Genomic DNA, 24992 nt, shown 5'->3' with positions numbered 1-24992 from the left:
TTTTTTATGGTATAATGAAAACAAATACGAGGAGGTCTATATCTATGATTGGAGACAATATCAAATTACTACGCCGAACACACGATTTAACACAGCCAGAATTTGCGAAAATGGTTGGGATTTCACGCAATAGCCTAAGTCGTTATGAAAATGGAACTAGTACAGTTTCAACAGAACTCATCGACCGTATTTGTCAAAAATTTAATGTTTCTTATGTCGATATTGTAGGGGAGGACAAGATGTTAACACCTGTCGAAGATTACCATCTGACTTTAAAAGTAGAAGTGATAAAAGAACGTGGAGCAGCCATTTTATCAAAGCTTTATAGATACCAGTATAGTCAAGATATTGCTTTTGATGATGAATCTAATCCTTGGATTTTGATGAGTGATGACTTGGCCGAATTGATCAATACGAAAATTTACCTTGTCGATACTTTCGATGAAATAGAGCGTTACAATGGCTATTTAGATGGTATTGAGCGGATGTTAGACATGGTGCATCATCGGGTGGTGGCTTAATGAGGTTGGAAGAATTTAGTGAAACTGAGTTTCAGATGGCTTTACAGCGAACCATTCGTGCTTTAACCCGAGGAAAGACGATTCCAGATCGACCGAAAGCTATCTTGCTTGGAGGACAAAGCGGGGCAGGTAAGACGACTATTCATCGTATCAAGCAAAAGGAATTTCAAGGCAATATCATTATCATTGATGGTGATAGCTATCGTTCCCAACATCCAAATTTCCTAGCCCTGCAAGAAAAGTTTGGCAAGGACAGCGTGGACTATACCAAGGGATTTGCAGGAAAAATGGTAGAGCATCTGGTTGACGAACTCAGCACGCAGGGTTATCACTTGCTGATTGAGGGAACCTTGCGTACCACTCAAGTTCCTCGTCAGACTGCTCAATTATTAGCTTCTAAAGGTTACCAAGTTTCTTTAGCTGTAATTGGTACCAAACCAGAGCTTTCTTATCTCAGCACCTTGATTCGTTACGAAGAACTTTATGCCATCGATCCCAATCAGGCCAGAGCAACACCAAAAGAACACCACGATGGGATTGTAGAGAACTTGGTTGATAACTTGAGGGAGTTAGAAAGCGAAAATCTCTTTGACCTGATTCAAATTTATCAAAGAGATAGAACTTGTACCTATGATTCTGAAACTGCTGAAGGTTCCACAGCAGAAGTGTTACAAGAATGCCTCTTTGGAAAATGGAGTAAAGTCGAGGAGGAGATGATGAAGGCAGGACAGGAACGGTTGTGTGAATTAGTTTCAGGTAATGGAGATAAGAAATGAAGTTAACAAAAGTAATTATTAATAATTTTAGATCATTCGGTGAAATTCAAATTATTGAATTAAACAATCAAACGGTACTGATTGGGAATAATAGTTCGGGAAAAACAACTGTATTACAAGCATTGAGTAAGCTGTTTTCGGACAAACAAAATGATAGAATAATTAAAAAAAGTGATTTTCACCTTCCAAAAGGTTCAAGGCCCGGAGAAAATACTAGAAACCTCTTTATAGAAACTATTTTTGAGTTTGATGAATTGGATGGAACTGCTTACAGTCCAGCCATTCCATCATTTTTCGAACACTTTACAGTTTCTCAAGGTGATGCAAAACCTTTTCTACGAATCAGATTAGAATCTTCCTGGGAAGATGATGGAACAGTTGAAGGAAGTATTGATACTCAAATCTATTATATTTCATCTGCCGAAGATATTATTAAAGATGAAGATAAGCACCGTGCTCCTAGAAAGGATTTGGATAAAATTAGGGTACTTTATGTACCCGCTTCAAGAACGCCTGAGAAGGAGTTGGGAAATGCTTCAGGTAGTATGTTAAGTAGGCTAGTAAATAGTATAAATTGGACCGAAGATGAGATAAAACAAATTACAAACAAAATTGATGAGTTGAATAATACCTTTTTATCTGAAAGTGGTGCATTAACCCAAATCAACCAAGAAATCCAGAAATCGTGGAAACTATATCATGAAGACAACCGTTTTTCTCAGGCAGAGTTGACTATTAATTCTTCTGAGATGGCGGGAGCCCTTAGACAAATTGCTTTAAAATTTTCACCGACAACCACAGAAGGAGCGTTTACAGTTTCAGATTTAGGAGATGGGCTGAGATCTATTTTTTATTTTTCACTTGTTGATTCGATACTCGATATTGAGTTAAAAATTATTAAAGACCGTGAAGAAAATCCTGATAATCCAAGATTTAAATTGATACCACCAATACTAACCATCTTAGCAATAGAAGAGCCGGAAAATCATATTGCACCACATCACATTGGTAAACTGGTGAAACGGTTTAAACAGTTGAGTAATAATGACAACTCTCAAGTAGTTTTAACTTCACACTCTCCAGCTATTGTAAAAAGAATTGAACCAGAAGATTTGAGATATTTAAGAATTGAAAATAATGACAGAGTGCTTCAAACTATTGTTTCTGGTATACAGCTACCTCAAGCCATTGATGAATCTTATAAATACATTAAGGGAGCAATTCAAGCTTATCCGGAACTTTATTTTGCGAAGTTAGTAGTTCTAGGTGAGGGTGATAGTGAGGAATTGTTACTACCAAAGTTTTTTGATTTACTTGGACGGGAAATTGATAGTTCTCAGATTTCAGTAGTTCCTTTAGGAGGTAGGCATGTTAATTATTTTTGGAAATTATTGAACGCTCTTAGGATTCCTCATGTTACCTTATTAGATTTCGATAATGATAGATATGGAGGTGGCTGGGGAAGAATAAAATATATTTCTCAACATCTGTATGAGCTGAACACAGAGTTTCAAGAATGGTTCAATACTCAGGGACTTGATTTTAATGAAATTGGGGCACGAGAGTGTGAATCGATGGAAGATAAACGTCTGATTAATTGGTTTAATAAGCTCGAAGAATTTAATGTCTATTTTTCGTCGCCTCTTGATATTGATTTCTTGATGCTACAACATTATAAGGAACATTATCTGGATATGTTATCTTCGAAAGAAGGACCAGTCGTTTCATATGCTGATTCAGGTGGGAATAGTAAAAAAGTAAAATTAACTGATTTGGATTGTATTGATAAATTGCAGTTAGAAGGTCTCGAAAAACGTATAGAAGAAGCAAAGATAGCTACTTTAAAGGATAAGAGTGGACCGGGGGATAGTTTTACTAGTGAAGAGAAAGAATTACTGATTTGGTATCAATATTTCTTTTTAGGTAGAGGAAAGCCAACAACTCATATGCAATTTTTATCATCTATTAGTGATGATGAATTAACAAGAAATCTACCCCCTGTATTTGAAAAAATAGTTAACCGTGCTGAAGAATTACTTGGAGATATTGAACATGGTAAAGAGTGAGGAGTGGGTTTCTAAAGGAGATATCATTTTAGAAGAGATTGCATTAGGAGCCGTCAAAGATGTGACTAACTGTTTAGTCATTGCTGGACCAGGTGCGGGGAAAACTGAATTACTAGCTCAAAAGTTAGACTATCTATTCTCTACAAATAAATGCGTTTCTCCGAAAAAAATTCTAGCATTAAGTTTCAAAACGGATGCTGCGGCAAATTTGAAAGATAGAGTTAAAAAACGTTACGGTGATGAATATGCTTCTCGCTTTACCTCTTTAACCTATTCAGCATTTGAAAAGAGGATTTTAGACCAATTTAGAAATGTTCTTCCTGAGGAGATAAGACCATCGAAGGACTATTTGATTGAAGAAATGGAAGTCATAAAAGAGGTTCTTGATAGAAACGGATTAAATACTACTGGAATGAGGATGAATAGAATTAAGGAAATTGCAGAAAGTATTACCTTGAAAGAAAGTATTGCCTTGAATGAGAGAGATTCAACTATAAAAAATGATCTGTTAAAGGGTACTCAGAGTAATAAACCAGTTCTTTTTTACAGACAAATAACAAAGTTGGCTACTCAAATAATAGCTACCAACGAATACGTCTGTAAAGCACTTCAAATGACATACGAATTTGTATTTTTAGATGAATTTCAGGATACGACATCTGCCCAGTATAGTTTATTAAAAACGTGTTTTTTAGATTCTTCTTGTAAATTGACTGCAGTAGGTGATAATAAGCAAGCCATTATGAGGTGGGCAGGTGCAAATCCTAATATTTTTCCAGACTATATTCGAGACTTTAATTCAAATGAATATCAATTGTCGATGAATTACCGCTCTGTACCTAAACTTGTAAAATTTCAAAAAGAGGTTGATTCAATCTTAAATAATGGTATGAACATTGTTTATACAAATGATTATCCAGAATCTCAAGAGGGTGAAATAACATTATTTGAATTTGAAAATGAAAGTCTAGAAGCTGAGTCAATTGCAGATGATATTAAATCAAAAATTCAAGGAGGTATACGACCATCAGAAATTTGTATCCTAGCAAAACAGAAGATTGATGATTATAGTTCAAAATTGATATCTATATTAAGTAGCAAAGGAATTAAAGCAAGAATTGAAAATGAATATCAAGAGCTTTTAAAAGACCCTACTTGTAACCTATTGTTAGATTTAATATCATGTAGTCAAGGAAAACGGGATCCTTTAATTTGGGAAAATATTAGTCATTTCTATGGAAATATCAATGGAATCGATGAGTTTACTGATGAATTATCTTTGGCAAAATCATATAAGGAGATTGATAATGTGATTAGTGATATCGCTTCCCTAATTTCAAATTTTATTCCCGATAAAGACAGCATGCTAAACTTAATTGAGTATATTATTGAAAAAATAGGTGATGAAAGAATTATTTCAAACTTTTCAATATACAATGGGAAAAGTGACCTAACTACCATTGTCAAGAACTTTTCAAAATTATTATATATAGAGTACTCCCAGTCACTTGGTTTATGGATACAAATAGTATCTAATTTCAAGGGGGAGAACTCAATTCCAATCATGACTATTCATAAGAGTAAAGGATTAGAATATGAGGCAGTTTACTTTCTAGGCTTGGAGGATTCTGCGTTCTGGAATTTCAATAATCAACCAGAAGAAGATAAAAGTGCGTTCTTCGTTGCACTTTCACGAGCAAAAAGTCACCTAATCTTCACATACTGTAAATTGAGAAATAATAGGGCACAAAACAATAGAAATATTAATGAGATATATTCATTGCTAACCCAGTCTAACCTAGTAAAGGTTGTTAATTAATAATGATTAAGGTATAGGAATTTGTTTTTTAAATAATCTAATTCCTATGCCTTATATTGCATGTTTGAGTAGTTGAAAATGTGATAGCAGATTATCAAGATATACTTTTTTGAAAACTTTTTAATAACTTAATTAAGTTTAGTTCAGTTAAGTTTTTTTCATTTTCTTGACTATTATAGTTAGGATTTTTTTGTTTCGCCTTTTTAAAGTACAAATTCAAATCTTTTTTTGAAACTGCTAGTTGCTTCATTATCTCTTCTGTTGAAAATTTACTTTTTATTAAGTTGTGAGTCTTTTCCAATTCCATTTTATCATCATAAATTACTATATTATTTTTAAATCTTTCTAAAGGATATTTTTCGAGACCAGATATTGAAGAAAAAACTTTCAGCAATTGGTATTTTAAAGTATTTTTGTATAAGCAGTGGTAATAAATAGTGTCAGAATAACCACATTCAAAACTTTCTAAATCAGGGGAGGGCACTAGACAATTTCCCTGATCTAAATATAAAGCCATAAAGTCGATAATTGTAAGGTGTCGATAACGGAGTTGTACTAATTGCCAATCAACATTGGTTTGGTATTGATTTAAACTATAAGGCATAGTTTCGAAACGATTTGCATCATCGTCGGTAAGATTAATATAAAAATCGGGATTAGGATTATAAATAAAAAATCTTCCGTCTTCATTTTCAATGAAGAACCAATTTTTATAGTCTTTTAAAACATGAAAATACTGCTCTTTGATATTTAAGTCGGTATGATTAAACTTTTGAAACAACTTATTTATTAACTCAAAAGGAGCAGAGGAGTCTTTAGGAGTATTTATAGAGCCATTTCTAGCATATATTAATCCTTTTGGTAATGCAGTATCTTTCTTAGGCTTATAATCTTTTGTTAAAAATACAGGAACTCTATCTGTATCATGAATAATTAAGATGTCAATTTCTTTGTTGTCTATAGTTTCAGTTTGTATGCTAATTTTAATTTGATTATTTGTTGATATAAAGAGTTTATGTAGTAAATCTGTCAGATCTTCTTCATTTCTTCTATTATCATCATTGTTTACACCGATTATATCTAAAGTGATATTATCAATTCCAAAAATGATATAACAATCTTCGTGATGTGATGTATTAACAAAATTCAAGATGTCACGAACTAATTCAGACTTTGAATGATGCCATTTTTGTTTGAAATCATGAAACTCATCTTCAGGAGTATTAAGTAGTAAATCTATTTGTTCTATATTCAGCATGCCTATTTCTCCAAATATTCAGTTTACAGGAATTGTATCATAGAATTTAAGAAAGTCAATTATAACTGTATTAGTTGTGATACCTTTTCCAAATCACCTCTATTATCATAATATCATTCCTAAGAAAATCAACCCTTGATTTTTTCTTGGGGGTTTGGGGGCGGAGCCACCAAGTTATCTTATCGTTGGCTGTCAAAACTGGAAGGTTTTGGTCGGCTGGCGATATGATTTTTGGGATATTGTGGACACAATATCTGAGCTCGCAAAGACCTGAAAGGAAGATATTATGCAGTGCCGTGTCTAATACGAGTGCGGGGATATACCGATATTAAAGAATGAGGAGGATACAGGATGGGAAATTTAGTTAGAGAGATACGTAAGGAAGTCAATTTCTCAATAGAGAGTATCAACAGATACAAAATTTGATGGAACAGGAGGGATATGAACAATTTCCCCCTTTTGCTAGAGGTAAATTATTGAAAATAAACCACCAATCATCTCAGCAGCTTGAAGAATGGATAAAATATTTACAGCACCAAAAAGTAGAACAGATTTATCGAGATGTATATGAAATACTTATTTTGGCAAAGTTGTCTCAATCCGTTACAATGGAACATCTTGAAATCATTTTGACTTGTGTCAAAGACTTGATGAGGGAAATTGAGAAAAGTATTCCATTAAGCCATTCATTCAAAGACAAGTACATGGGGTAAGTTATTATGGAAAATCGCTATCGGACCGATTTAAAAAAGGTGTATTTGAGTGATCAAGAATTAATTATCCTCAACAAAAATCTTGCTCAGAGTCAGTGTCCAAACTTTTCTCATTATGCCAGAAAAACCTTACTCGATCCTAGTATGAATTTTATCACTATCGATACAAGGGGATTTCAAGACCTGATTTTTGAAATTCGTAGGATTGGAAATAATATAAACCAGATTGCACGTGCGGTAAATCAAAGCCACCTTATAAGTCTTCAACAAGTAAAAGAATTGCAGCTCGGTATAGCAGAGTTAGAAAAACAGTTGCAACAAGATTTTGACATAAAGTGTCAGCGATTGAGAGAATTTTATGGTCATCACTAAGGACTATGCTATTCATGGGAAAAAATACCGACGTCAATTAATCAAGTATATTCTTGAGCCTAAGAAAACTAGGGATTTATCTTTGGTTTCAGATTTTGGGATGAGTAATTATCTTGACTTTCCTGACTATATGGAACTGGTAAAGATGTATCAAAATAATTTCCTATCAAATGACCAACTATACGATTCACGGTTTGATAGACAAGAGAAAAAGCAACAGAAAATACATGCTCATCATATCATTCAGTCTTTCTCACCTGAGGATAAATTAAGTCCAGAGGAAATCAATCGCATTGGCTATGAAACGATAAAAGAGTTAACAGGTGGTCAATATAAATTCATTGTTGCCACTCATGTTGATCAGGACCATTGTCACAATCACATTATTATTAACTCAATCGACTGCCAATCTCAAAAAAAGTTGAAGTGGGACTACGCTCTTGAAAGAAATTTGCAAATGATTTCGGATAGGATTTTTAAAGTAGCTGGGGCCAAAATCATTCCACCCAAAAGATATTCTCATAGGGATTATGAAGTTTACCGCCGTTCTAATCATAAATACGAACTGAAGCAACGATTATTCTTTTTAATGGAACATTCAATTGATTTCAATGATTTTATGCGAAAAGCAGAGCAACTGAATGTCAAAATAGATTTCTCAAGGAAACATAGTCGATTTTTTGTGACAGACAGAGATATGAAGCAAGTCATCCGAGGAGATAAGCTGAATAAGCGTGAACTTTATACATATGATTTTTTTCAAGAATATTTTGCCAAGAAAAAGATTGAACAGATTTTAGAATTTTTGTTACCAAGATCTAACTCATTTGATGATTTAGTTGAACAAGCTCGTTTACTAGGATTGGAACTGAAGAGTAAAATAAAAACGATAGATTTTGTTCTTTCTGATGGAGAGAGCTGCATTTCCATACCAAATAAGTCATTGAGTAAGAAAAATCTTTATGACATTGGCTATTTTGATGATTTCTTCAAGGAGCATAATGTAGATGCAACACTTCGTATCAGTGAAGTAAAATTAGAATTTGATGAGTTTATGAAAAAGCAGCATACGGATGTACTGACGGCAGAAAAAATACCCGAAGCTTTTGATACCTACAAAACTAAGAGAAATGCCGTGCATGAATTTGAAATTGAGATTACGGAGGAGCAAATTGAAAAAATTGTGCCAGATGGTCTATTTGTTAAAGTTTGGATGGGTATTGGACAAGAAGGACTAATCTTTATTCCGAATCATCAGTTAAATATCTTAGAGAAGGAAAATAAGAAACAGTATCAATTGTTTATTCGAGAAACAGCTTCTTATTTCATTTATCATAAGGAACATTCAGAAAAAAATCGATTTATGAAAGGAAGGGACTTGATTCGTCAACTGACATTTGACAATAAGTCTCTGCCTTATATGAGACGAACAAGTCTGTCTAGTCTTCAACAAAAAATAGAAGAAATCAATTTATTGATGATCTTGCACACTCAAAATAAATCCTTTCTTGAATTAAAAGATGAATTGGTTGAAGAAATTGCACAGCTAGACATTGATTTAACAAACTTACAAGAAAAAAATGCCCCCTAAACAAGATGGCCGAAGTCGTTGTTAACTTACAAAGTGAGAATCAAGACACTAAGCGACTAGCTAAGTATGAGCGCTCAAAACTAAACTTATCGCAGGAGCTAACGATTGAGCAGGTAGAATCTGAGATTGAAGGTATTCAAAATCAGTTAAATAGTAAAATCAATGAATATGAAAATGCGGTGAGGAGGCTTGAAAATATTTTTAACATTCTCAGGAACAGAATAAATAGTAAGCGCCCAATAACGAGGTATATTGAAAACAGGCTTGGCTGTAATCGCCCAATAATCGAGTATATAGAAAAAGTTTCCAGAGTCAATTTGACTTTGGAAACTTTTCTATTTGCAGTTGTTCTGAATTGGTTCAGCCCATGGTAAATAAGCCTCTAGCACCTCTTTTTTTGCGAGCGTCTCCTCGTTAGGTAAGTGTTCTAGAAGATAGGTCATATATTTTTCTGAATCAAGACCGTGTCGTTTAGCAGTTTCCAAAAGGCTCAGAATGACAGCTGTCGACTTAGCTCCCTCAAAGCTTTGAGAGAACAACCAATTTTTACGGCCCATAACCAAGGTCTTCATTGCCCTTTCAGCCATGTTGTTAGACAAGACTAAGTTACCGTCCGAGAGAACGGTTCGGAAAGTGGCTTCGTAGTTGAGGCTATACTCCAAAGCAGTGCTCAATTTGGAACCTGGCAAGACGGCCTGATTGCGACACCAGTCAAAGAATTCGTCCATCAAGGGAGCCAACTCTGTCTCACGTTTATGCAGTCGTTCCTCGCTAGACAAATCTGCCCAGTCATTCTCTAAGGCAAATAGGCGGTCGCAATAGGCTAATCCCTTAGCTCCTAAAGAAGTCTTGTCGGTCTTCTTAGGAGTCGCCTCAAAAAACTTTCGTCTGACGTGAGCCCAACAACCAACCAGCTGAGCCTTGTTTAATTGACGATAAGCACTCCACATGTCACAATGTACGTAGCCTGCATAATCCCCAAGAAATTTCTCCACAACTAAGCCACTCCGACGTTTGTCATGATGATAGAGGGTGATTCCCTTTTTCTCATGCTTCCCAGACAAGAAAGTCCAGTAGAAGGTCAACTGGCTATCATTTTCCAAGACCTTGTAGGAGGTTTCATCCGCATGAAGAATAGGCTGCTCTAACAATTTCTCGTGCAACAGGTCATAAATCGGTTCGAAATAATACTGACTAGACTTGATGTCCCAGTTGGCTATTTCCTTCCGACTGATGGGCAGACCGAGCTTATGCCAGTCCTCTTCCTGACGGTAATTCGGTACCTTAAGATTGAACTTCTGGTGAATAGTGTGGGCTATGATAGATGCCGAACCCAAGCTGTGTGCCAAAGGTGCCTTAGGAACGGGAGCCTTGATAATCTTATCGCTTAGATTCTTCTGACTACATGCCTGACACTTGTAGGCATGTTGAACATGGTCAATCCGCTTTAATTGTGCAGGAATAAAGACCAACTCTTGTCGTTGAACAGCTGAGCCAATCTCCTTCAACTGACCATGACAGTCTGGACAAGTGCAGTCTTCGCCCTGCAATTCGTGATGAACTATCTCTGGAGTGAACTGACTAAAAATAGCCTGACGAACTCCTTTAGTTTTCTTGCGTTTATAAGTAATCGTTTCTGTTTCAACTGGGTAAGTCAGCTTCTTCTTCAGGGAGGCTTTCCTCCCCAAACAAGCTCAGCTGACCGGGTTGATGCACAACTTTCTCTGATGATTTTCCGTAGAGTTTCTGTCTCAGATACTCAACCTGTTCACGAAGGAGGGTCAACTCGTTGGCCATGATTTCAATAGAAATCACGACTTTTTGAAACATTTATTTTTGGACTGATAGAAAATCCTTTCATGAGCCAGTCCACCTGCTCGGAATTGAGGGATTTAACTTCCTCTTCATTGTTTGGCCAAGTAAGTTTCCCATTCTCGAAACGCTTGTAGAGCAACCAGAAACATTGACCATCCCAGTAGAGTGCCTTAAAGCGATCTTTACGCCCTCCACAAAAGAGAAAGACTTGACCTGAGAAGGGGTCTAGTTCAAATTGGCTTTTAACTAAATAGGCTAGCGAATCAATCCCCTGACGCATGTCTGTTTTTCCGCAGACCAGATAGACCTGACCTAAATCATTGAGTTGAAGGGGCATAGAGCAATACCTTATCTAAAATAGTTTCTAGTCTTTCTTGATGAAGAGATGGGAACAAGCTTAGTTCAAGTTTCCCAATCCGCATTTTCAACACCTTCTCGTTTTTGTTTTTCTTATCAAAACGATGAGATGGGGGAACTTTCAAAGGAACGATAGGTTGTGTCATCAAAATAACCTCCTGTTTTATTTTCTAATAACAGTATACTGGAGGAATGAGTGATTGGATAGATACCTTATTATGGGGCGGTTACAATAAATATAGTTGACGGAGAAGAGTTAAATCCATTCTAGTATTCACATTCTGAATACTATTATCAAAAATCGCTATTTTACCCATGAGTTTTTATCGTTTATACTAAATCATGTCCAAAGGACAAGAAAAAAGATTTAGAGGTATAGAAATGAACTCAAGAAAAATAAAATTGTTTACAACAACAGCGATTGCAACCATTTTGCTAGCTGCTTGCTCAGCAAATTCGACTAGCAATTCGACTGCAAGCTCAGCGAATACTGATAGTACTGTACTTCGTATTGCGGATCAAGGAATTTTCTCAGCTGGTGGGACAGTGACAACTTCTGAAGGAACATTTGATCCAGCTAATCAATGGGAGGAAACCGGTGCCGGTCAGACTTCTCACGTTGACCATGCCAACGTTCTCTATCAAGTTCCAGAGGATGAAACAGAGGCACCAATGATTTTCCTACACGGGTATGGTCAATCTCGTATGGGTTGGCAAACAACTCCAGATGGTCGTGACGGTTGGTCAGATTATTTCTTAAAAGAAGGACACAGTGTTTATCTCGTTGACCAACCACGTCGTGGTGAAGCAGGTCAAACCTCTGTTGCAGGAAATATCTCCACAAAAACGCTTGATCAACGTTGGTATACCCAATTCCGTATTGGTCGTTGGGAAAACGACCAGTCTGAAGTATATGATAACTCACAATTTCCAAATGATGAGGAATCATTGAATCAATTCTTCCGCCAAATGACACCAGATACAGGTATGAAGTCAGATATGGGAGCAGATTATGATAATGAAGTAGTCTCTCGTGCTTTGGCAGAAACCATTGATGAAGTCTATGAAAGAACAGGTAAAAAAGCGATTGTTGTGACTCACTCACAAGGTGGTGCAGCAGGATGGACAGCCGCTCGTTATACAGGTAATATTGGTGCTATTGTAGCCATTGAACCAGGTGGAGCACCAAGTACCGATAGCGAAGAGTTAAAAGCCATTGTCGAGAAAAATATTCCAGTAACCTTCTATTATGGTGACTACATTGATAATGGTGATGCGGACATTCAAGCAACAGGTATGTGGCAAGCAATGCGTCAAACAGCCTATGACTTTGCGGATGCTATTGAGAAAGAAGGTGGCAATGCAAGTGTCGTTGACTTACCAAAAGAAGGTATTGAAGGAAATACTCACTTCATGTTCCAAGATAAGAATAGCGATGAGATTGCAGCTCATATTGAAGATTGGTTGAAAGAAAACGTAGAGTAATCGATGATCGGAGAAGTGATTGGTGCTATCGCTTCACCTTTTTTATAGAAAGGGGAGAAGATATAGCAATGAATAAGGAAGAATATCTGCATTTGTAGATGTCGTATTGGCTATTATCATGACGATTTTAGTCTTGGAGTTGGAACGACCTGACTCATTAACCGTAGAGGGATTTTGGGCATTACGGAACAACTTTTTTGCCTACACTATTTCATTTTTCTGGCTCTATGTTCAAAAAATTTCCAGTAAAACAGTCTGGTGGGTGATGATTCTTCTCTTTGCCTCCTCACTATTTTCCTATGTAACGGCTATTGTTTCGACTCATTTTACCGATTCGTTAGCACAAGTTGTCTATGGCTTGGTTGTCTTATTCATTACCGTTTCAAACAGAGGACTTTATCGTTCGCTTTATCAAGATGATCCAAACAATCTTCCTTTAAAAGAACGAATTGAAGACATGAAGAAATGGATTTTCTTTGATACGGTTGGAAAGGTTGTCGGTCTCATCTTGTCAGCCGCCATTTTCCGCCAGCCATGCTTCTTTCCGTTCTTTTGACTCTGGTAGTTCTTGTGATTCCAAGGCAATTGAAGGAGGATTAGTTTTAGTATAGATAGCAGTATTAAAAAAATGAATACTGCAATTTTTCTTTGCTATTGTACAGGTAAACAAAATAGGACTATAATAAGGTTAGAAAGTGAGATGAATCCTATGAAACACGTTAGTTTGAACAATGGAGTGAAGATGCCAATTCTTGGCTTTGGTGTTTTCCAAATTCCTGCCAGTGAAACCAAGCAGGCCGTACTTGATGCTATTAAGGTTGGTTATCGCCATTTTGATACGGCTCAGTCTTATGCCAATGAAAAAGAAGTTGGTGAAGCTATCGCAGAATCAGGTTTGCCAAGGGAAGAATTTTTTATTACTAGCAAAGTCTGGCTAGAGCATTACGGTTATGAGAAAACGAGAAAAGCTGTTCTACATTCATTGGAGGTCATGCGCTTAGATTATCTAGACTTGATGCTCCTTCATCAGCCCTTTTCAGATTACTATGGTTCTTATCATGCCTTGGAGGACTTGTATAAGGAAGGGAAACTGCGTGCCATTGGTGTCAGCAATTTCTATCCCGATCGTCTGAGTGATCTGGTGGCTTTTAATGAAATCACACCACAGGTCAATCAAGTTGAAACCCATCCGTTTAATCAACAGATTTTCGCACAAGAGAATATGATCAAAAACAATGTTCAGATGGAGTCATGGGCTACTTTTGCAGAAGGTAGAAATGGCATCTTTTCTCATCCGACACTAGTGGCGATTGCGGAAAAATATGGTAAGTCCACAGCTCAAATTATGGTTCGTTGGCAGGTGGAGCGTGGTATCGTCTGCTTGACAAAATCAGTAAAACCAGAGCGTATAGCTGAGAATATTGATGTTTTTGATTTTAACTTAACGGATGAAGATATGACAGCCATTGCAGAACTTGATACAAAAGAAAGTCTGTTTTTCAATCACCAAGATGCTTCAACAGTTGACATGTTCTTGCGTTTGATTGAACAGAGAAAAAATGGAGGAAACTAAAGATGAAAACAATTGCATTAAATGATGGCCACAGTATCCCAGCTGTTGGATTTGGTGTCTTTCAAGTTCCAAATGATGGTCCGACTTACCAGGCGGTTGCTGAGGCTTTAAAGGCTGGCTACCGTCATATTGACACAGCAGCATACATGAATGAGTAAGATGTGGGCAAGGCTGTGCGAGATAGTGGCACTGCGCGCGAGGAAATCTTTGTGACCAGTAAGCTTTGGTTGCAAGACTACGGCTACGAGGCAGCCAAAAAAGCGATTCAAACCTCTTTAGATTATCTAGGTTTGGACTACATTGATTTGTACCTCTTGCACCAACCTTATGGGGATGTCCTTGGTGCCTGGCAAGCGCTTGAAGAAGCTAAGGAAAATGGCCTGATCAAATCCATCGGTGTCAGCAATATGACGCCAAAATACTACACAGAATTTGTCTCTCAATTTAAAACCAAACCAGCTGTGAATCAGGTGGAAGCTAATCCCTTCTTCCAGCAAAAAGAACTCCGTCAAGTCATGGCAAAAGATGGTGTTGTTCTGGAAGCTTATTTCCCACTTGGTCATGGAAATCCAACCCTTTTGACCAACCCAACGATTCTTGCCTTGGCTGAAAAGTATGGAAAAAATGCAGGTCAGATTATTCTACGATTTGAGAATCAAGAAGGTTTTGTCGTTTTGCCAAAATCGACCAATCCTGAACGCATTGCAGGCAATATTGACATTTTTGATTTTAAATTAACAGAAAATGAAATGGCAGTGTTACGGACACTTGATACAGGAAAAGGAAGTCATGACCCTGAAACACCTGGATTGGGTGAACGTCTTTTGACAGCCTACAAAATCCATGATTAGATACTACTGAAAAGATGGGGAAGATGGCGTGACCTCTCCATACTTTTGAGTGGTACTTTTTGGAAGAAAGGAAGAGACAAATGACCATAAAACAAACTGCTGGGCGTGATATTCTAGGGGACTTTGCGCCAGAATTTGCTCATTTTAATGATGATATTCTGTTTGGAGAAAACTGGAACAACCCAGCTATTGATTTAAAGACACGTAGTATGATTACAGTTGTGGCCTTGATGGCTCAGGGAATTACAGACAGTTCACTAGAGCATCATCTTCAAATGCCCAAAAATAATGGTGTTACAAAAGAAGAGATTGTGGCTGTCGTTACTCATGTCGCATTTTATGTGGGTTGGCCTAAGGCTTGGGCAGTCTTTCGTCTGGCAAAAGACATTTGGACAGAAGAGGAGAAATAAAATATGTCAGATAAAGTAAGCTTTGATGAAGAAAATATCTTTGGACAAGGGCAAGCAAACGTAGCTTATGCACAGTATTTTGATGGGCAGTCTTTCCTCAATCCGCTTGTTGATGAACAGTCACCGCTCTTTCTTGCCAATGTTACCTTTGAGCTAGGCTGTCACAATCATTGGCATATTCACCGAGCAGATAAGGGTGGTGGGCAAATCTTGATTTGTACTGCTGGCCAAGGTTGGTATCAGGAAGAGGGAAAGGAAGCAGTCAGTCTTGAACATGGAAAGGTTGTTGTTATTCCAGCCAATGTCAAACATTGGCATGGTGCTAAAAGTGACTCATAGTTTTCACATATTGCGGTCGAAGTACCAGATGACAATACCAAAACAGAGTGGTTGGAGCCTGTGTCAGAAGAGGATTACTTAGCACTAAGTTAATAACTTTATATTCTCAGAGTCAGTTAGACAAGGGTCAACTGACTTTTTTGATGACTTAATTTGAAATTTGACTATTCATTTTTGAATACTGGCATAGAATTTTGGTATTTTCCAAATCGTAATATTAGGAATATACTTACCATCAAAAAGAAAGAGAGAACAAATATGACTCAATTATTTAAAAACAAAGTTGCCTTGGTTACAGGAGGTGGATCAGGAATCGGTCGTGCGATTGCTGAAAGCTACGCTAAAGAAGGAGCTAAAGTGATTATCGCTGGACGTCGTGAAGAAGTTCTGAGAGAAGTTTCTGAGGCCAATGAAACAATTAGTTATGTAGTAGCAGATATTACGAATTCAGCAGATGTGACAAAAATCGCTGAAGCGATTCAATCAGACTTTAATGGTCATTTGGATATTTTAGTTAATAATGCTGGTTGGGCACCTGTTACACCACTTAAAGAATTGACAATTGCAGATTACGATCGTGCCTTTGCTCTTGATGTGCGTGCTTTATTGGATGTCACTATTCAAACCTTGCCATTTATTCTTCAATCAAAAGCGAATATCATCAACCTATCAACGGTTGGCGCTCAGCACCGTGGTCCAAATATGTCTATGTATCTTGGTGCCAAGGCAGCTGTCGAAAACTTTACACGTGTCTGGGCCATGGAGTTGGCAAATGATGGTGTCCGCGTCAATGCTATTGCACCAGGCGATTTCTCAATTGATCCCTATGCACCGATTTGGTCGTTCTGAAGAGGTTGCAAATTTGGCAGTCTTTCTAGGTTCTGAACAAGCCTCATTTGTGACAGGTGCTATTTACGGTGTAGATGGTGGACAGGGGGCAAGCTAAGAAATGTAGAAATGGAATGAAACATAAAAAAATTATAGTGCTTCTTAGTCTATTATTCCTTCTATTAGCGGGAGCTAGTTGGATTTATTTACAAGCGAGACAAGATACAATGCAGACACCTGCCAATAATTCAAGTAATCGAATGCAAGAAACGCAAGATGTGCCTCCGTCCTATTTGGAGGAGATGGAAAATGGCGGAACAATTGAAGAGGTTACTTATAATAGCAAAGATTATGCAGATGCTAACCAAGATATTGAAAAAGTAGCCTATGTTTATCTTCCTCCAGGGTATGATGTGGACGATGAATCGGCTTCCTACAATATTCTGTATCTGATGCATGGTTGGAGGATGACTGCTGGAGATTTTTTCCAATATTCTGATTTGAAAAATATTTTAGACCATATGATTGAAAATGGTGATATAGAGCCTTTGATTGTGGTGACACCGACCTTTGATGCAGAAAATGTCCCTCAAGATTTCAGTCGTTCGGAAGCAGAAATTCGGAATTTCTATCATGATTTTCGGAATGATTTAGCCCCTTATATTGAAGAGCGTTACCATACCTATGCAAGGAGTGGTGATTTATCTGACTTACAAGCTAGTCGTAATCATCGAGCTTTTGCAGGGTTTTCGGGAGGCTCTGTGACGACCTGGTCACAATTCCTGCACAATTTGGACTTAATAAAATACTTTGGACCAATGAGTGGTGATAGTTGGGAAGTTGAGGTTTATGGTGGACGAGATAATAGTCAAGCTACGGTCGATTTATTTGAACAAGTAGTGACAGAAGGTGGCTACGATATATCTGATTATCAGATTTACGCAGCAACTGGTACAGAAGACTTCGCTCAGGATTTAATCGTGACACAGGTGGAAGAAATGTGGACTCGACAGTCATTTTCTCAAGATAATCTGTCACTTCATATTAGTACAGGTTCAAGTCATGACCTTCTTGCTGTCCAAGAATATCTGTACAATATGCTCCCAACGTTTTTTGACAAAACGAACTAAAAAAGCTGACACAGATGAATAGTCTATCAGTATTTGTAAAATGAATACTGCAATAAACAATAAGTATTGTACTATTCACTCTTTTAAAAATATAATAGATTCATAAATAAGAAAGAGGAAAAAACATATGACACAACAAATCACATTAAACGATGGAAACAAGATTCCTGCAATTGGCTTTGGAGTATTCCAAATTCCAGCGGATGGTTCAACTTATACAGCAGTGAAAGAAGCTTTGGAAGTTGGCTACCGTCATATCGATACGGCTCAAGCCTATTTCAATGAGAAAGAAGTTGGGCAGGCTATCAAGGATTCAGGTATTCCACGTGAAGAAATCTTTGTAACCAGTAAACTCTGGATTCAGGATTTTGCCTATGAGACTGCTAAGTCAACGATTGATGCGACTCTAGAGAAAATGGGACTTGACTATCTTGACCTCTATCTACTTCATCAACCTTACGGGGAAGTGGAGCAGGCTTGGAAAGCTCTTGAAGAAGCCAAAGCTGCTGGTAAAATTAAATCCATCGGTGTTTCAAACTTCACACCAAACTTTTGGAAACAATTTATTCCAAATTTTGCAACTATCCCAGCTGTCAACCAAGTTGAGTTCAACCCATACTTCCAACAAAAAGAATTACGGAACCTACTTGCTAAAGATAATGTTACTATTGAAGCATGGGCACCACTTGGTCAAGGTAATAAAGATTTATTTGAAGAGCCAGCTATCACAAAACTTGCAAGTAAGTATGGCAAAGACGTAGGTCAAATCATTTTACGCTTTGCAAACCAAGAGGGCATCGTTGTCTTGCCAAAGTCAACCAAAAAAATCCGTATGAATTCTAATAAAGATATTTTTGATTTTGAATTTACCGATGAGGAATTGGTTGCTCTTCGCGCACTTGATAAGGGGAAAGGATCTCATGATCCAGATGCACCAGGTGTAGGAGAATACCTTTTGACTGCTTATGATATTCATGCAAATGACTAAGTGAAAAAGTGAGGTAGCCGGAATGAAAAAGTATTGATCTTAGGGGCTGCTGGCCAAATTGGACGAATGGTTACAGATTACTTGCTAGAACAAACAGATTTTCAGTTGGTTCTATATGCGAGAAATGCTCATACTAAGCTTTCTGATTTAGCATCTGATCAAGTTCAGCTGATAGATGGTGAGTTTAGTGATAAGCACCAATTAGTGCAGTCACTAGATGGTATTGACGCCGTCTATCTTAATTATGTTTCAGGGTTAGATATTTTACAGACTGCCCTAGACACGATCATAGAATCCGGTGCCAATCGTTTGATTGCTGTAAGTGTTCCTGATATTTATCAAGAGATTACTGGTCCTTTTCAAAAATGGTATCGGCAAAACACTGGTATCATGTGGACCTCACCTGTCCGAGACTTTGCTGATAGGATAGAAGCAAGTAGCTTGGATTATGTTATTCTTCGTATTACTTGGCTTTATAATAAAGGGTTAGTTCCTTTAGAAATAACTCGAAAAGGTGAACCCTTTACTTCCGCTCAAGTATCAAGACAATCGGTAGCGCAATTTGTGGTTGATTTGCTAACAGGTAAAGAAGATTACCATCGTGAAAGTTTGGGATTAGGTGAAGTAGGAACTGCCTTTACTAAGCCTAGCTTTTACTAAGCAACTACCCCATTAAAGAAAGAGAGAACTGATAATGCAAACACAAAATGTTGTTTTTTTGAACAAGGAATTAAACCTCCGCCTCGCAGGTATCCTTCGCTTGCCTGCAAACTTCGATTTGAATACCAATTACCCAGCAATTGTTGTAACAGGTCCAATGCTTTCCGTAAAAGAACAAGCTCAAGCCGTTTATGCCGATGCACTTACAGAAGCGGGTTACGTTACCTTGGTATTTGATGGCGCTTATTTTGGCGAAAGTCAAGGTTTTCCACGCCAGCAAGAGCTTCCTGATGTCAAACAATCAGATATCGAAGGGGCTATTGACTTCCTTGAGAGCCTTCCTTACGTTGATAATAGCCGTATTGGTGGTTTAGGCATGTGTGGGTCAGGTTCTTATATGTCTGTTGCTGGTGTCAAAGATAGCCGTTTAAAAGCTATTACCGCAGTCGTGCCAGCTATTTCTGATATTTCAACTTCGCCAATGACATCATTCTTCTTGCCAGAAGAGGAAGTAAGGATAGCTAAAGAAGCTTATGAAAACGGAACAGGTGACCTAATTACACTTAATTTCCAACCTCGTGCCTTTGAAGAGGGGGCACAATATTACTATTCTGCTCGTGGAAACCGTTCTCGATGGAGCAATCAAGTTGTGGCTTGGAGTCAATTAGAGCTGATCAATTACAATGTGACCAATATCATGAAAGATATGACCAAACCGTACTTGGTTGTTACTGCTGAAAATGCCTGGAGCCAACCAGCATCTCATGAAATCTTTGATGCAGCTAAGAGTGATGTAAAAGAATGGGTAGTTGTCCCTGAAGCAAGCCACTTTGACATGTACGACCTCCATCCTTTTATAGATGTCGCCTTTGAGGCAATCATACCTTTTTTTGAAAAAAATATTTAATCCTAACTATCCATTTGAATAATGAAAATAGATAAAAACGAGGTAAACAATGCAATACACAATACTTAATAACGGAATCAAAATGCCTATGGTTGGATTTGGAGTTTTCCAAATCCATGATGCCAAAACAACGCAGACAGTTGTAGAAGAAGCGATTAAAACGGGCTATCGTTTGATTGACACCGCCCAAGCTTATGGTAATGAAGAAGCGGTCGGAAAAGCTATCAAGGCCTCAGGTGTTCCCCGTGAGGAGCTCTTTATCACAACCAAACTTTGGATTTCTGACTTTAGCTATGAAGCTGCTAAAGACGCTTTTAATGAATCCTTACGTAAATTAGATTTGGACTACGTTGATCTCTATCTCTTACATCAACCATTTGGGGATATTTTCGGAGCTTGGCGTGCCTTAGAAGAACTTTATAAAGAAGGAAAAATCAAAGCGATTGGAGTTTCAAACTTTAAACCAGATCAATTAGCTAACCTTGCTGCCTTTAATGAAGTTACTCCAGCTGTCAATCAGATTGAACTCCACGTTTTCAACCAAAAAGAAGATGAGCAAGCCTATATGCTCTCAAAAGGGGTGCAAACAGAGAGTTGGGGCGCTTTTGCTGAAGGGCAATTTGATGTTTTTAATAATCCAGTTTTAAAAGAAATTGCAGAAAAATACAGTAAAACAACAGCACAAGTTATGCTTCGTTGGCAGTTGCAACGTGGCATTGTCTCCCTTTCAAAATCAGCCAATCCAGAACGTGTCCGTCAAAACTTTGACATCTTTGATTTTGAATTATCAGCAGAAGATATGGACAAAATTGCGACTCTTAACACGAACACAACTGTCTTCTCGGATCATTACGAAGCTAAAATAGTTGAACTTTTGGCAAGCTTTGTTGGAAAATCATTTTAATAGGTATAAAGTGCGGTAGATAAGGAGAAAGTGGGATGACAACATTATTTATAAACGGTAGTCCCAATAAAAATGGCAATACCGTCGCTTTAGCCAAAAAATTATTAGGAGATCAATCTTTTGAAACGCTTCATCTAGCAGATTATAAAATTTATGATTACGGACAAGATTTCTCAGATGATCAATTTGAAGAGGTGCTAGCAAAGCTATTTGAAGCAGATACAATTGTGATTGGCTCACCAGTCTATTGGCATAGCATCAATGGTTTGGTACGGAATTTCCTGGATCGACAGTATAATCGTGTCGAAGATCAGCTCATCGGAAAAGTGTTGTATTTCATCTTTCAAGGCTCAGCTCCGACGCAGGAAGTTCTTGATATGAGAAACTACACCATGAGCCGTTATGCCGGCTTGTATGGAATGAACTACAAGTGTATGATAACTAGGTAAGGAAGGGAGAGGTTCATGAAGAAACTAAGTTTATTTTTTCTAGGATTTTTGACAGTTTTTGTCCTTGTTGCATGTAGCAGTGGTAAGCAGAGTACGCAAACAAGTGAGACAGCTAGCAGTCAAACGGCAGAATCCAGTCAAGAAGCCAGTTCGGCAGATGATAGTCAAAAAATTCTTGTTGCTTATTTTTCCGCCTCTGGAAATACAGCCACGATTGCCCAAGATATCGCTTTTGAAACAGGTGGAAATCTATTTGAAATCAAACCACAGAATCCATATAGCGAGGCTGATTTGAATTGGACAGAAGAAAGTAGTCGTGTCGTCCAAGAGTATCTCAATGAGTCCCAACGGGAAACGCCTTTGGAAGTAGTGACTCCTGAAAACTGGGCAGATTATGATGTTATTTTTATTGGCTATCCTATTTGGTGGCAAGAAGCTGCCTGGGCTATCAATGATTTCGTTGAAGAAAATGACTTTTCAGGAAAAACAGTCATTCCATTTGCGACATCTACTAGCTCTGATTTAGGGGAAAGTGGAAATTTACTAGCAGAGATGGCAGGAACAGGCAACTGGGAAGAAGGGCAACGGTTTAGTTCATCAGCTACAAGCTCAGAAGTAGCTGAATGGCTTACTGAGATAGGATATTAAGATTTCTATGGAAAGAGAGAACAACTCTTTATTCTCACAAGAAATAAATTTTGGTATAATACTCTTTATTAAGGAGGAGTGAACATGTATTTAATGTCAAAAGAGCGTTTAATCGCTTTTACAGATGCCGTCTTGGCGATTATCATGACGATTTTAGTTTTGGAATTAGAACGGCCGGATCAGATTAGCTGGCAGGCTCTATGGGATTTGCGGACCAATTTTTTCGCCTACACCATTTCTTTCTTCTGGTTGGGAACCATGTGGGTTAATCTGCATCGTAGTTGGGATGTGGTTGATAAAATCAACACCAATTTGGTTTGGAGTTCGATTGTCTTACTCTTCTTTTCATCCTTTTTCCCCTACACCACAGCCTTGGTTTCGGCTGATTTTAACAATTCAGTTGCTCAAACCTTCTATGGGGTCATTGTTCTTCTGGTAACAGCTTGTAACGTCTGGATGTATCACGAATTGCATAAACTAAATCCTGATGCTGTTGGAGCAAGCCGTTTTAACATTTTAGATAAGGCAGGTCTAGTTGATATTGCACTAAAGCTAATAGGTTTAGTCTTGACCTTGACGGTCTTCCCTTCTGCCATGATGTGGGCGGTGCTGTTTACGGCCTTGGTCATCGTTTTACCTAGAGCAATTAGGCAGTAATCCTTATCAAATAAAGAAAAGTATGGTTCTTTCGAGGGAACCATACTTTTTTCTGTACTATCAAGTGAATTGCATTAATACACTTTTATTCTTTTTCAAAGTTGAGATGTAAAAGGTTTTTGTGGCTTCCTTATCTACGATTGGGACATGCACACGTTGGGTTGGATTGTCTGAGGCGGCCTGAGTGATATTGGTTGAAAAGCTTGGCAAAGCAGAAGCAGAGATCAGTTCGTCAAAGGCTTCCCAATCTGTCTGGACAATAAATTTGGTTTGTGTTAGCTGATCCACAAGTGATTGCCAAATCCCCAAATCGGACCGCAAGAGCATGGTTAGGTTTGCCAAATCTTCCAATGCAATTTCCTCACGCATGGCATAGGGATGGGCAGGTGGAACGGAAATATAAAGTTGTTCTTTGAAGAATCCAGTTGTCAGCACATCGTCATGCTCAATTGGAAAGTCTGTCACGATAAACTGGAATTTCTGACTAAGTAGGGCTTCTAGTAGGGAGTCATTATCGTGTAACTCGACATGGACTTCTTGTTCTACGTCCTGCTCTGCCAAACGATTCCTCACTTCCCATTCTACACCAGGAGCTGAGATGCCGCCAAATAAAGTCGTGGCTTGGAGAGAAAAACGTTGGATATTTTTCAAAAATTGCTGCTCATGGTTGAGCAAAGCTTCTGCTTGTTGAACAGTATATTTACCAGTTTCCGTTAAGGAAAGTTTGTTTTTGCTTCGTTGGAAAAGCTGGACGCCTAAGTCGTCTTCTAACTGACGCATATTACGGGTCAAAGACGGCTGTGAAATCAACAAAACTTCAGCTGCGCGTGATAGTGTCCCTTCTTTAGCGACCGTAATCAATTGTTCTAGGTGCTGTAAATTAATCATATCTTCTCCTTTGTGACTATTCACTTTATGAATAGCAGTCTAACTAATTGCTATTGTACTATTTTTTAAAGCACTTGTAAAATAGAGACATCAAGTGGAGGTGGCTGTATGAATAAGATTAGATTAAATAATGGAATAGAAATGCCACAGGTTGGGATGGGGCTGTTTCAGCTGAAAGGTGATGAGACTCAAACCTACATCAAACAGGCGATTGAGGCTGGGTATCGCTTATTTGATACGGCTAGTATCTATGGTAATGAAGCAGATTTAGGGCAGGCCATTAAGGATTCAGGAATTGCTCGAGAGAATTTTTTTATTTCCAGCAAGGTCTGGATTCATTCTGATGGCTATGAGGCAACGATGAAGGAGTTTGAAACAAGCCTAAATCGCTTGGGAACAGATTACATTGACCTGTATTTGATTCATCAACCGATGGGGGATGTTTATGGATCTTGGCGTGCCTTAGAGGAGCTTTATACTCAAGGGAAAATTAAGGCTATTGGCGTATCGAATTTCTCTGAAGATCGCTTGCTTGATTTTATTTTAAATACAAAAATTGTTCCAGCAGTAAATCAAATCGAGCTTCATCCTTTCTTTCATCAAGCATCCCTAAGGAAACTGATGAAGGATTACGGGATTCAGGTTCAGGCTTGGGGCCCGCTTTGTGAAGGGATGAAAAATATCTTTCAGCATCCAGTATTAGAAAATATCGCGAAAAAACATCAGAAATCCATTGCTCAAATCGCTTTAAAGTGGAGTGTGCAGATGGGCAATAGCGTCATCCCCAAATCAACAAATCCCGTACATTTGGAAGAAAATGTAGCCCTTTGGGATTTTGAATTGGACCAAGAAGACTTAGACCAAATCAAACAGCTGGACATTGGTTACAGTGAGATTATTGACCATAAAAATTTAGCCGTTGTAAAAGGGTTGAACCTGTGTTTGGGGAGTAAGAAGACCCCTGTCTAAAGGAGGAATTACGGTATT

24 protein-coding genes and 5 pseudogenes are annotated in these 24992 nt (G+C 37.9%); 23 read left to right on the top strand and 6 right to left on the bottom strand.

What is annotated here, in order from left to right:
* Nucleotides 1–44: 44 nt before the first annotated feature.
* From pezA to E4T82_RS03150, 4 genes are read left to right on the top strand one after another with little or no spacing between them, the layout of a single operon-like run.
* Entirely contained in the window at nt 45–521 is a 477-nt protein-coding gene (pezA, locus tag E4T82_RS03165) for a type II toxin-antitoxin system antitoxin PezA (protein WP_135181440.1), read from the top strand.
* Complete coding sequence (gene pezT / locus E4T82_RS03160) at nt 521–1297, top strand: type II toxin-antitoxin system toxin PezT (protein WP_135181439.1); 777 nt, start codon at nt 521–523, stop codon at nt 1295–1297. The genes pezA and pezT overlap by 1 nt, the downstream gene beginning before the upstream one ends.
* Nucleotides 1294–3363 carry an ATP-dependent nuclease gene (locus E4T82_RS03155; RefSeq protein ID WP_135181438.1) on the top strand — a complete coding sequence of 690 codons (2070 nt, stop codon included), beginning with the start codon at nt 1294–1296 and terminating at the stop codon, nt 3361–3363. The genes pezT and E4T82_RS03155 overlap by 4 nt, the downstream gene beginning before the upstream one ends.
* Complete coding sequence (locus E4T82_RS03150) at nt 3350–5182, top strand: UvrD-helicase domain-containing protein (protein ID WP_135181437.1); 1833 nt, start codon at nt 3350–3352, stop codon at nt 5180–5182. The genes E4T82_RS03155 and E4T82_RS03150 overlap by 14 nt, the downstream gene beginning before the upstream one ends.
* A gap of 94 nt (nt 5183–5276) precedes the next feature.
* Here the strand turns inward: E4T82_RS03150 and E4T82_RS03145 are convergent, their stop codons facing one another.
* Nucleotides 5277–6440, bottom strand: coding sequence for an ATP-binding protein (locus E4T82_RS03145; protein WP_024405538.1), 1164 nt, complete (start codon nt 6438–6440; stop codon nt 5277–5279).
* Nucleotides 6441–6791: 351 nt separating this feature from the next.
* Here E4T82_RS03145 and E4T82_RS03140 point away from each other — a divergent pair.
* The 3 genes and pseudogenes from E4T82_RS03140 to E4T82_RS03130 all read left to right on the top strand — a co-directional run.
* Nucleotides 6792–7153: pseudogene (locus E4T82_RS03140) on the top strand (SAG1252 family conjugative relaxosome accessory protein).
* Nucleotides 7154–7159: 6 nt separating this feature from the next.
* Complete coding sequence (gene mobC, locus E4T82_RS03135; protein ID WP_135181436.1) at nt 7160–7525, top strand: plasmid mobilization relaxosome protein MobC; 366 nt, start codon at nt 7160–7162, stop codon at nt 7523–7525.
* A pseudogene (locus tag E4T82_RS03130) lies at nt 7512–9328 on the top strand (SAG1250 family conjugative relaxase); the annotation flags it as partial. The gene mobC and the pseudogene E4T82_RS03130, both read left to right, overlap by 14 nt.
* 123 nt (nt 9329–9451) lie before the next feature.
* Here E4T82_RS03130 and E4T82_RS03125 read toward each other — a convergent pair.
* Genes E4T82_RS03125 through E4T82_RS03110 form a run of 4 tightly spaced genes read right to left on the bottom strand, consistent with a single transcriptional unit; the run spans nt 9452 to nt 11434 of the window.
* Nucleotides 9452–10804, bottom strand: coding sequence for an IS66-like element short variant transposase (locus E4T82_RS03125; protein WP_135181435.1), 1353 nt, complete (start codon nt 10802–10804; stop codon nt 9452–9454).
* Nucleotides 10758–10946: a hypothetical protein gene (locus E4T82_RS03120; protein ID WP_135181434.1), complete on the bottom strand. Its 189-nt coding sequence runs from the start codon at nt 10944–10946 to the stop codon at nt 10758–10760. Before E4T82_RS03120 ends, E4T82_RS03125 begins: the two co-directional genes overlap by 47 nt.
* On the bottom strand, nt 10918–11268 hold the full coding sequence (gene tnpB / locus E4T82_RS03115) for an IS66 family insertion sequence element accessory protein TnpB (protein WP_135181433.1): 351 nt from the start codon (nt 11266–11268) through the stop codon (nt 10918–10920). The genes E4T82_RS03120 and tnpB overlap by 29 nt, the downstream gene beginning before the upstream one ends.
* Complete coding sequence (locus tag E4T82_RS03110; protein WP_135181432.1) at nt 11249–11434, bottom strand: hypothetical protein; 186 nt, start codon at nt 11432–11434, stop codon at nt 11249–11251. Before E4T82_RS03110 ends, tnpB begins: the two co-directional genes overlap by 20 nt.
* 235 nt (nt 11435–11669) lie before the next feature.
* On the opposite strand from E4T82_RS03110, the gene E4T82_RS12760 reads away from it, so the two are divergent.
* The 15 genes and pseudogenes from E4T82_RS12760 (at nt 11670) to E4T82_RS03035 (ending at nt 23117) form a co-directional block, all read left to right on the top strand.
* Nucleotides 11670–12773, top strand: coding sequence for an alpha/beta hydrolase (locus tag E4T82_RS12760; RefSeq protein ID WP_135181431.1), 1104 nt, complete (start codon nt 11670–11672; stop codon nt 12771–12773).
* A 106-nt stretch (nt 12774–12879) separates the two neighbouring features.
* Nucleotides 12880–13329, top strand: a complete 450-nt coding sequence (locus tag E4T82_RS03100) for a TMEM175 family protein (protein ID WP_228065043.1) — start codon at nt 12880–12882, stop codon at nt 13327–13329.
* 153 nt (nt 13330–13482) lie between these two features.
* Entirely contained in the window at nt 13483–14346 is an 864-nt protein-coding gene (locus tag E4T82_RS03095; RefSeq protein WP_167753549.1) for an aldo/keto reductase, read from the top strand.
* 2 nt (nt 14347–14348) lie between these two features.
* Nucleotides 14349–15197, top strand: a pseudogene (locus E4T82_RS03090) (aldo/keto reductase).
* 80 nt (nt 15198–15277) lie between these two features.
* On the top strand, nt 15278–15607 hold the full coding sequence (locus E4T82_RS03085) for a carboxymuconolactone decarboxylase family protein (RefSeq protein ID WP_135181430.1): 330 nt from the start codon (nt 15278–15280) through the stop codon (nt 15605–15607).
* 3 nt (nt 15608–15610) lie between these two features.
* Nucleotides 15611–16039, top strand: a pseudogene (locus E4T82_RS03080) (cupin domain-containing protein).
* Between the two features lie 165 nt (nt 16040–16204).
* A pseudogene (locus E4T82_RS03075) lies at nt 16205–16892 on the top strand (SDR family NAD(P)-dependent oxidoreductase).
* A 16-nt stretch (nt 16893–16908) separates the two neighbouring features.
* A complete protein-coding gene (locus tag E4T82_RS03070; protein WP_135181429.1) occupies nt 16909–17904 on the top strand; it encodes an alpha/beta hydrolase in 996 nt (331 codons plus the stop codon).
* Nucleotides 17905–18031: 127 nt separating this feature from the next.
* On the top strand, nt 18032–18892 hold the full coding sequence (locus tag E4T82_RS03065; RefSeq protein WP_135181428.1) for an aldo/keto reductase: 861 nt from the start codon (nt 18032–18034) through the stop codon (nt 18890–18892).
* Nucleotides 18893–18925: 33 nt separating this feature from the next.
* Nucleotides 18926–19552 carry an NAD(P)H-binding protein gene (locus E4T82_RS03060; RefSeq protein ID WP_228065042.1) on the top strand — a complete coding sequence of 209 codons (627 nt, stop codon included), beginning with the start codon at nt 18926–18928 and terminating at the stop codon, nt 19550–19552.
* A gap of 34 nt (nt 19553–19586) precedes the next feature.
* Nucleotides 19587–20459 carry an alpha/beta hydrolase gene (locus E4T82_RS03055; protein WP_135181426.1) on the top strand — a complete coding sequence of 291 codons (873 nt, stop codon included), beginning with the start codon at nt 19587–19589 and terminating at the stop codon, nt 20457–20459.
* A gap of 49 nt (nt 20460–20508) precedes the next feature.
* Nucleotides 20509–21363 (top strand): aldo/keto reductase, encoded by an 855-nt coding sequence (locus E4T82_RS03050; protein WP_135181425.1) that lies wholly within the window; start codon nt 20509–20511, stop codon nt 21361–21363.
* Nucleotides 21364–21398: 35 nt separating this feature from the next.
* Nucleotides 21399–21812, top strand: a complete 414-nt coding sequence (locus E4T82_RS03045; RefSeq protein WP_135181424.1) for a flavodoxin family protein — start codon at nt 21399–21401, stop codon at nt 21810–21812.
* Between the two features lie 15 nt (nt 21813–21827).
* Nucleotides 21828–22460: a flavodoxin gene (locus E4T82_RS03040; protein ID WP_228065041.1), complete on the top strand. Its 633-nt coding sequence runs from the start codon at nt 21828–21830 to the stop codon at nt 22458–22460.
* A gap of 93 nt (nt 22461–22553) precedes the next feature.
* Nucleotides 22554–23117: a TMEM175 family protein gene (locus E4T82_RS03035; RefSeq protein WP_135181547.1), complete on the top strand. Its 564-nt coding sequence runs from the start codon at nt 22554–22556 to the stop codon at nt 23115–23117.
* A gap of 60 nt (nt 23118–23177) precedes the next feature.
* Here the strand turns inward: E4T82_RS03035 and E4T82_RS03030 are convergent, their stop codons facing one another.
* Nucleotides 23178–24005, bottom strand: a complete 828-nt coding sequence (locus tag E4T82_RS03030; RefSeq protein WP_135181423.1) for a LysR family transcriptional regulator — start codon at nt 24003–24005, stop codon at nt 23178–23180.
* Between the two features lie 108 nt (nt 24006–24113).
* On the opposite strand from E4T82_RS03030, the gene E4T82_RS03025 reads away from it, so the two are divergent.
* The gene (locus tag E4T82_RS03025; protein ID WP_135181422.1) at nt 24114–24974 is read left to right on the top strand and encodes an aldo/keto reductase; all 861 of its coding nucleotides are present in this window, start codon (nt 24114–24116) and stop codon (nt 24972–24974) included.
* Nucleotides 24975–24992: the final 18 nt, after the last annotated feature.

The organism is Streptococcus cuniculi, from assembly GCF_004570575.1.
GTDB classification, from domain to species: Bacteria; Bacillota; Bacilli; order Lactobacillales; family Streptococcaceae; genus Streptococcus; species Streptococcus cuniculi_A.
Note: the sequence above shows the minus strand (reverse complement) of the source record. Positions and strands in the feature narration are given on the sequence as shown.

What these genes read in the sequence shown, in the direction of transcription:
- pezA (WP_135181440.1), top strand. Translation starts at nt 45, where the DNA reads ATGATTGGAGACAATATCAAATTACTACGCCGAACACACGATTTAACA.
- pezT (WP_135181439.1), top strand. Translation starts at nt 521, where the DNA reads ATGAGGTTGGAAGAATTTAGTGAAACTGAGTTTCAGATGGCTTTACAG.
- E4T82_RS03155 (WP_135181438.1), top strand. Translation starts at nt 1,294, where the DNA reads ATGAAGTTAACAAAAGTAATTATTAATAATTTTAGATCATTCGGTGAA.
- E4T82_RS03150 (WP_135181437.1), top strand. Translation starts at nt 3,350, where the DNA reads ATGGTAAAGAGTGAGGAGTGGGTTTCTAAAGGAGATATCATTTTAGAA.
- E4T82_RS03145 (WP_024405538.1), bottom strand. Translation starts at nt 6,440, where the DNA reads ATGCTGAATATAGAACAAATAGATTTACTACTTAATACTCCTGAAGAT.
- mobC (WP_135181436.1), top strand. Translation starts at nt 7,160, where the DNA reads ATGGAAAATCGCTATCGGACCGATTTAAAAAAGGTGTATTTGAGTGAT.
- E4T82_RS03120 (WP_135181434.1), bottom strand. Translation starts at nt 10,946, where the DNA reads ATGTTTCAAAAAGTCGTGATTTCTATTGAAATCATGGCCAACGAGTTG.
- tnpB (WP_135181433.1), bottom strand. Translation starts at nt 11,268, where the DNA reads ATGCCCCTTCAACTCAATGATTTAGGTCAGGTCTATCTGGTCTGCGGA.
- E4T82_RS03110 (WP_135181432.1), bottom strand. Translation starts at nt 11,434, where the DNA reads ATGACACAACCTATCGTTCCTTTGAAAGTTCCCCCATCTCATCGTTTT.
- E4T82_RS12760 (WP_135181431.1), top strand. Translation starts at nt 11,670, where the DNA reads ATGAACTCAAGAAAAATAAAATTGTTTACAACAACAGCGATTGCAACC.
- E4T82_RS03095 (WP_167753549.1), top strand. Translation starts at nt 13,483, where the DNA reads ATGAAACACGTTAGTTTGAACAATGGAGTGAAGATGCCAATTCTTGGC.
- E4T82_RS03085 (WP_135181430.1), top strand. Translation starts at nt 15,278, where the DNA reads ATGACCATAAAACAAACTGCTGGGCGTGATATTCTAGGGGACTTTGCG.
- E4T82_RS03070 (WP_135181429.1), top strand. Translation starts at nt 16,909, where the DNA reads ATGAAACATAAAAAAATTATAGTGCTTCTTAGTCTATTATTCCTTCTA.
- E4T82_RS03065 (WP_135181428.1), top strand. Translation starts at nt 18,032, where the DNA reads ATGACACAACAAATCACATTAAACGATGGAAACAAGATTCCTGCAATT.
- E4T82_RS03055 (WP_135181426.1), top strand. Translation starts at nt 19,587, where the DNA reads ATGCAAACACAAAATGTTGTTTTTTTGAACAAGGAATTAAACCTCCGC.
- E4T82_RS03050 (WP_135181425.1), top strand. Translation starts at nt 20,509, where the DNA reads ATGCAATACACAATACTTAATAACGGAATCAAAATGCCTATGGTTGGA.
- E4T82_RS03045 (WP_135181424.1), top strand. Translation starts at nt 21,399, where the DNA reads ATGACAACATTATTTATAAACGGTAGTCCCAATAAAAATGGCAATACC.
- E4T82_RS03040 (WP_228065041.1), top strand. Translation starts at nt 21,828, where the DNA reads ATGAAGAAACTAAGTTTATTTTTTCTAGGATTTTTGACAGTTTTTGTC.
- E4T82_RS03035 (WP_135181547.1), top strand. Translation starts at nt 22,554, where the DNA reads ATGTCAAAAGAGCGTTTAATCGCTTTTACAGATGCCGTCTTGGCGATT.
- E4T82_RS03030 (WP_135181423.1), bottom strand. Translation starts at nt 24,005, where the DNA reads ATGATTAATTTACAGCACCTAGAACAATTGATTACGGTCGCTAAAGAA.
- E4T82_RS03025 (WP_135181422.1), top strand. Translation starts at nt 24,114, where the DNA reads ATGAATAAGATTAGATTAAATAATGGAATAGAAATGCCACAGGTTGGG.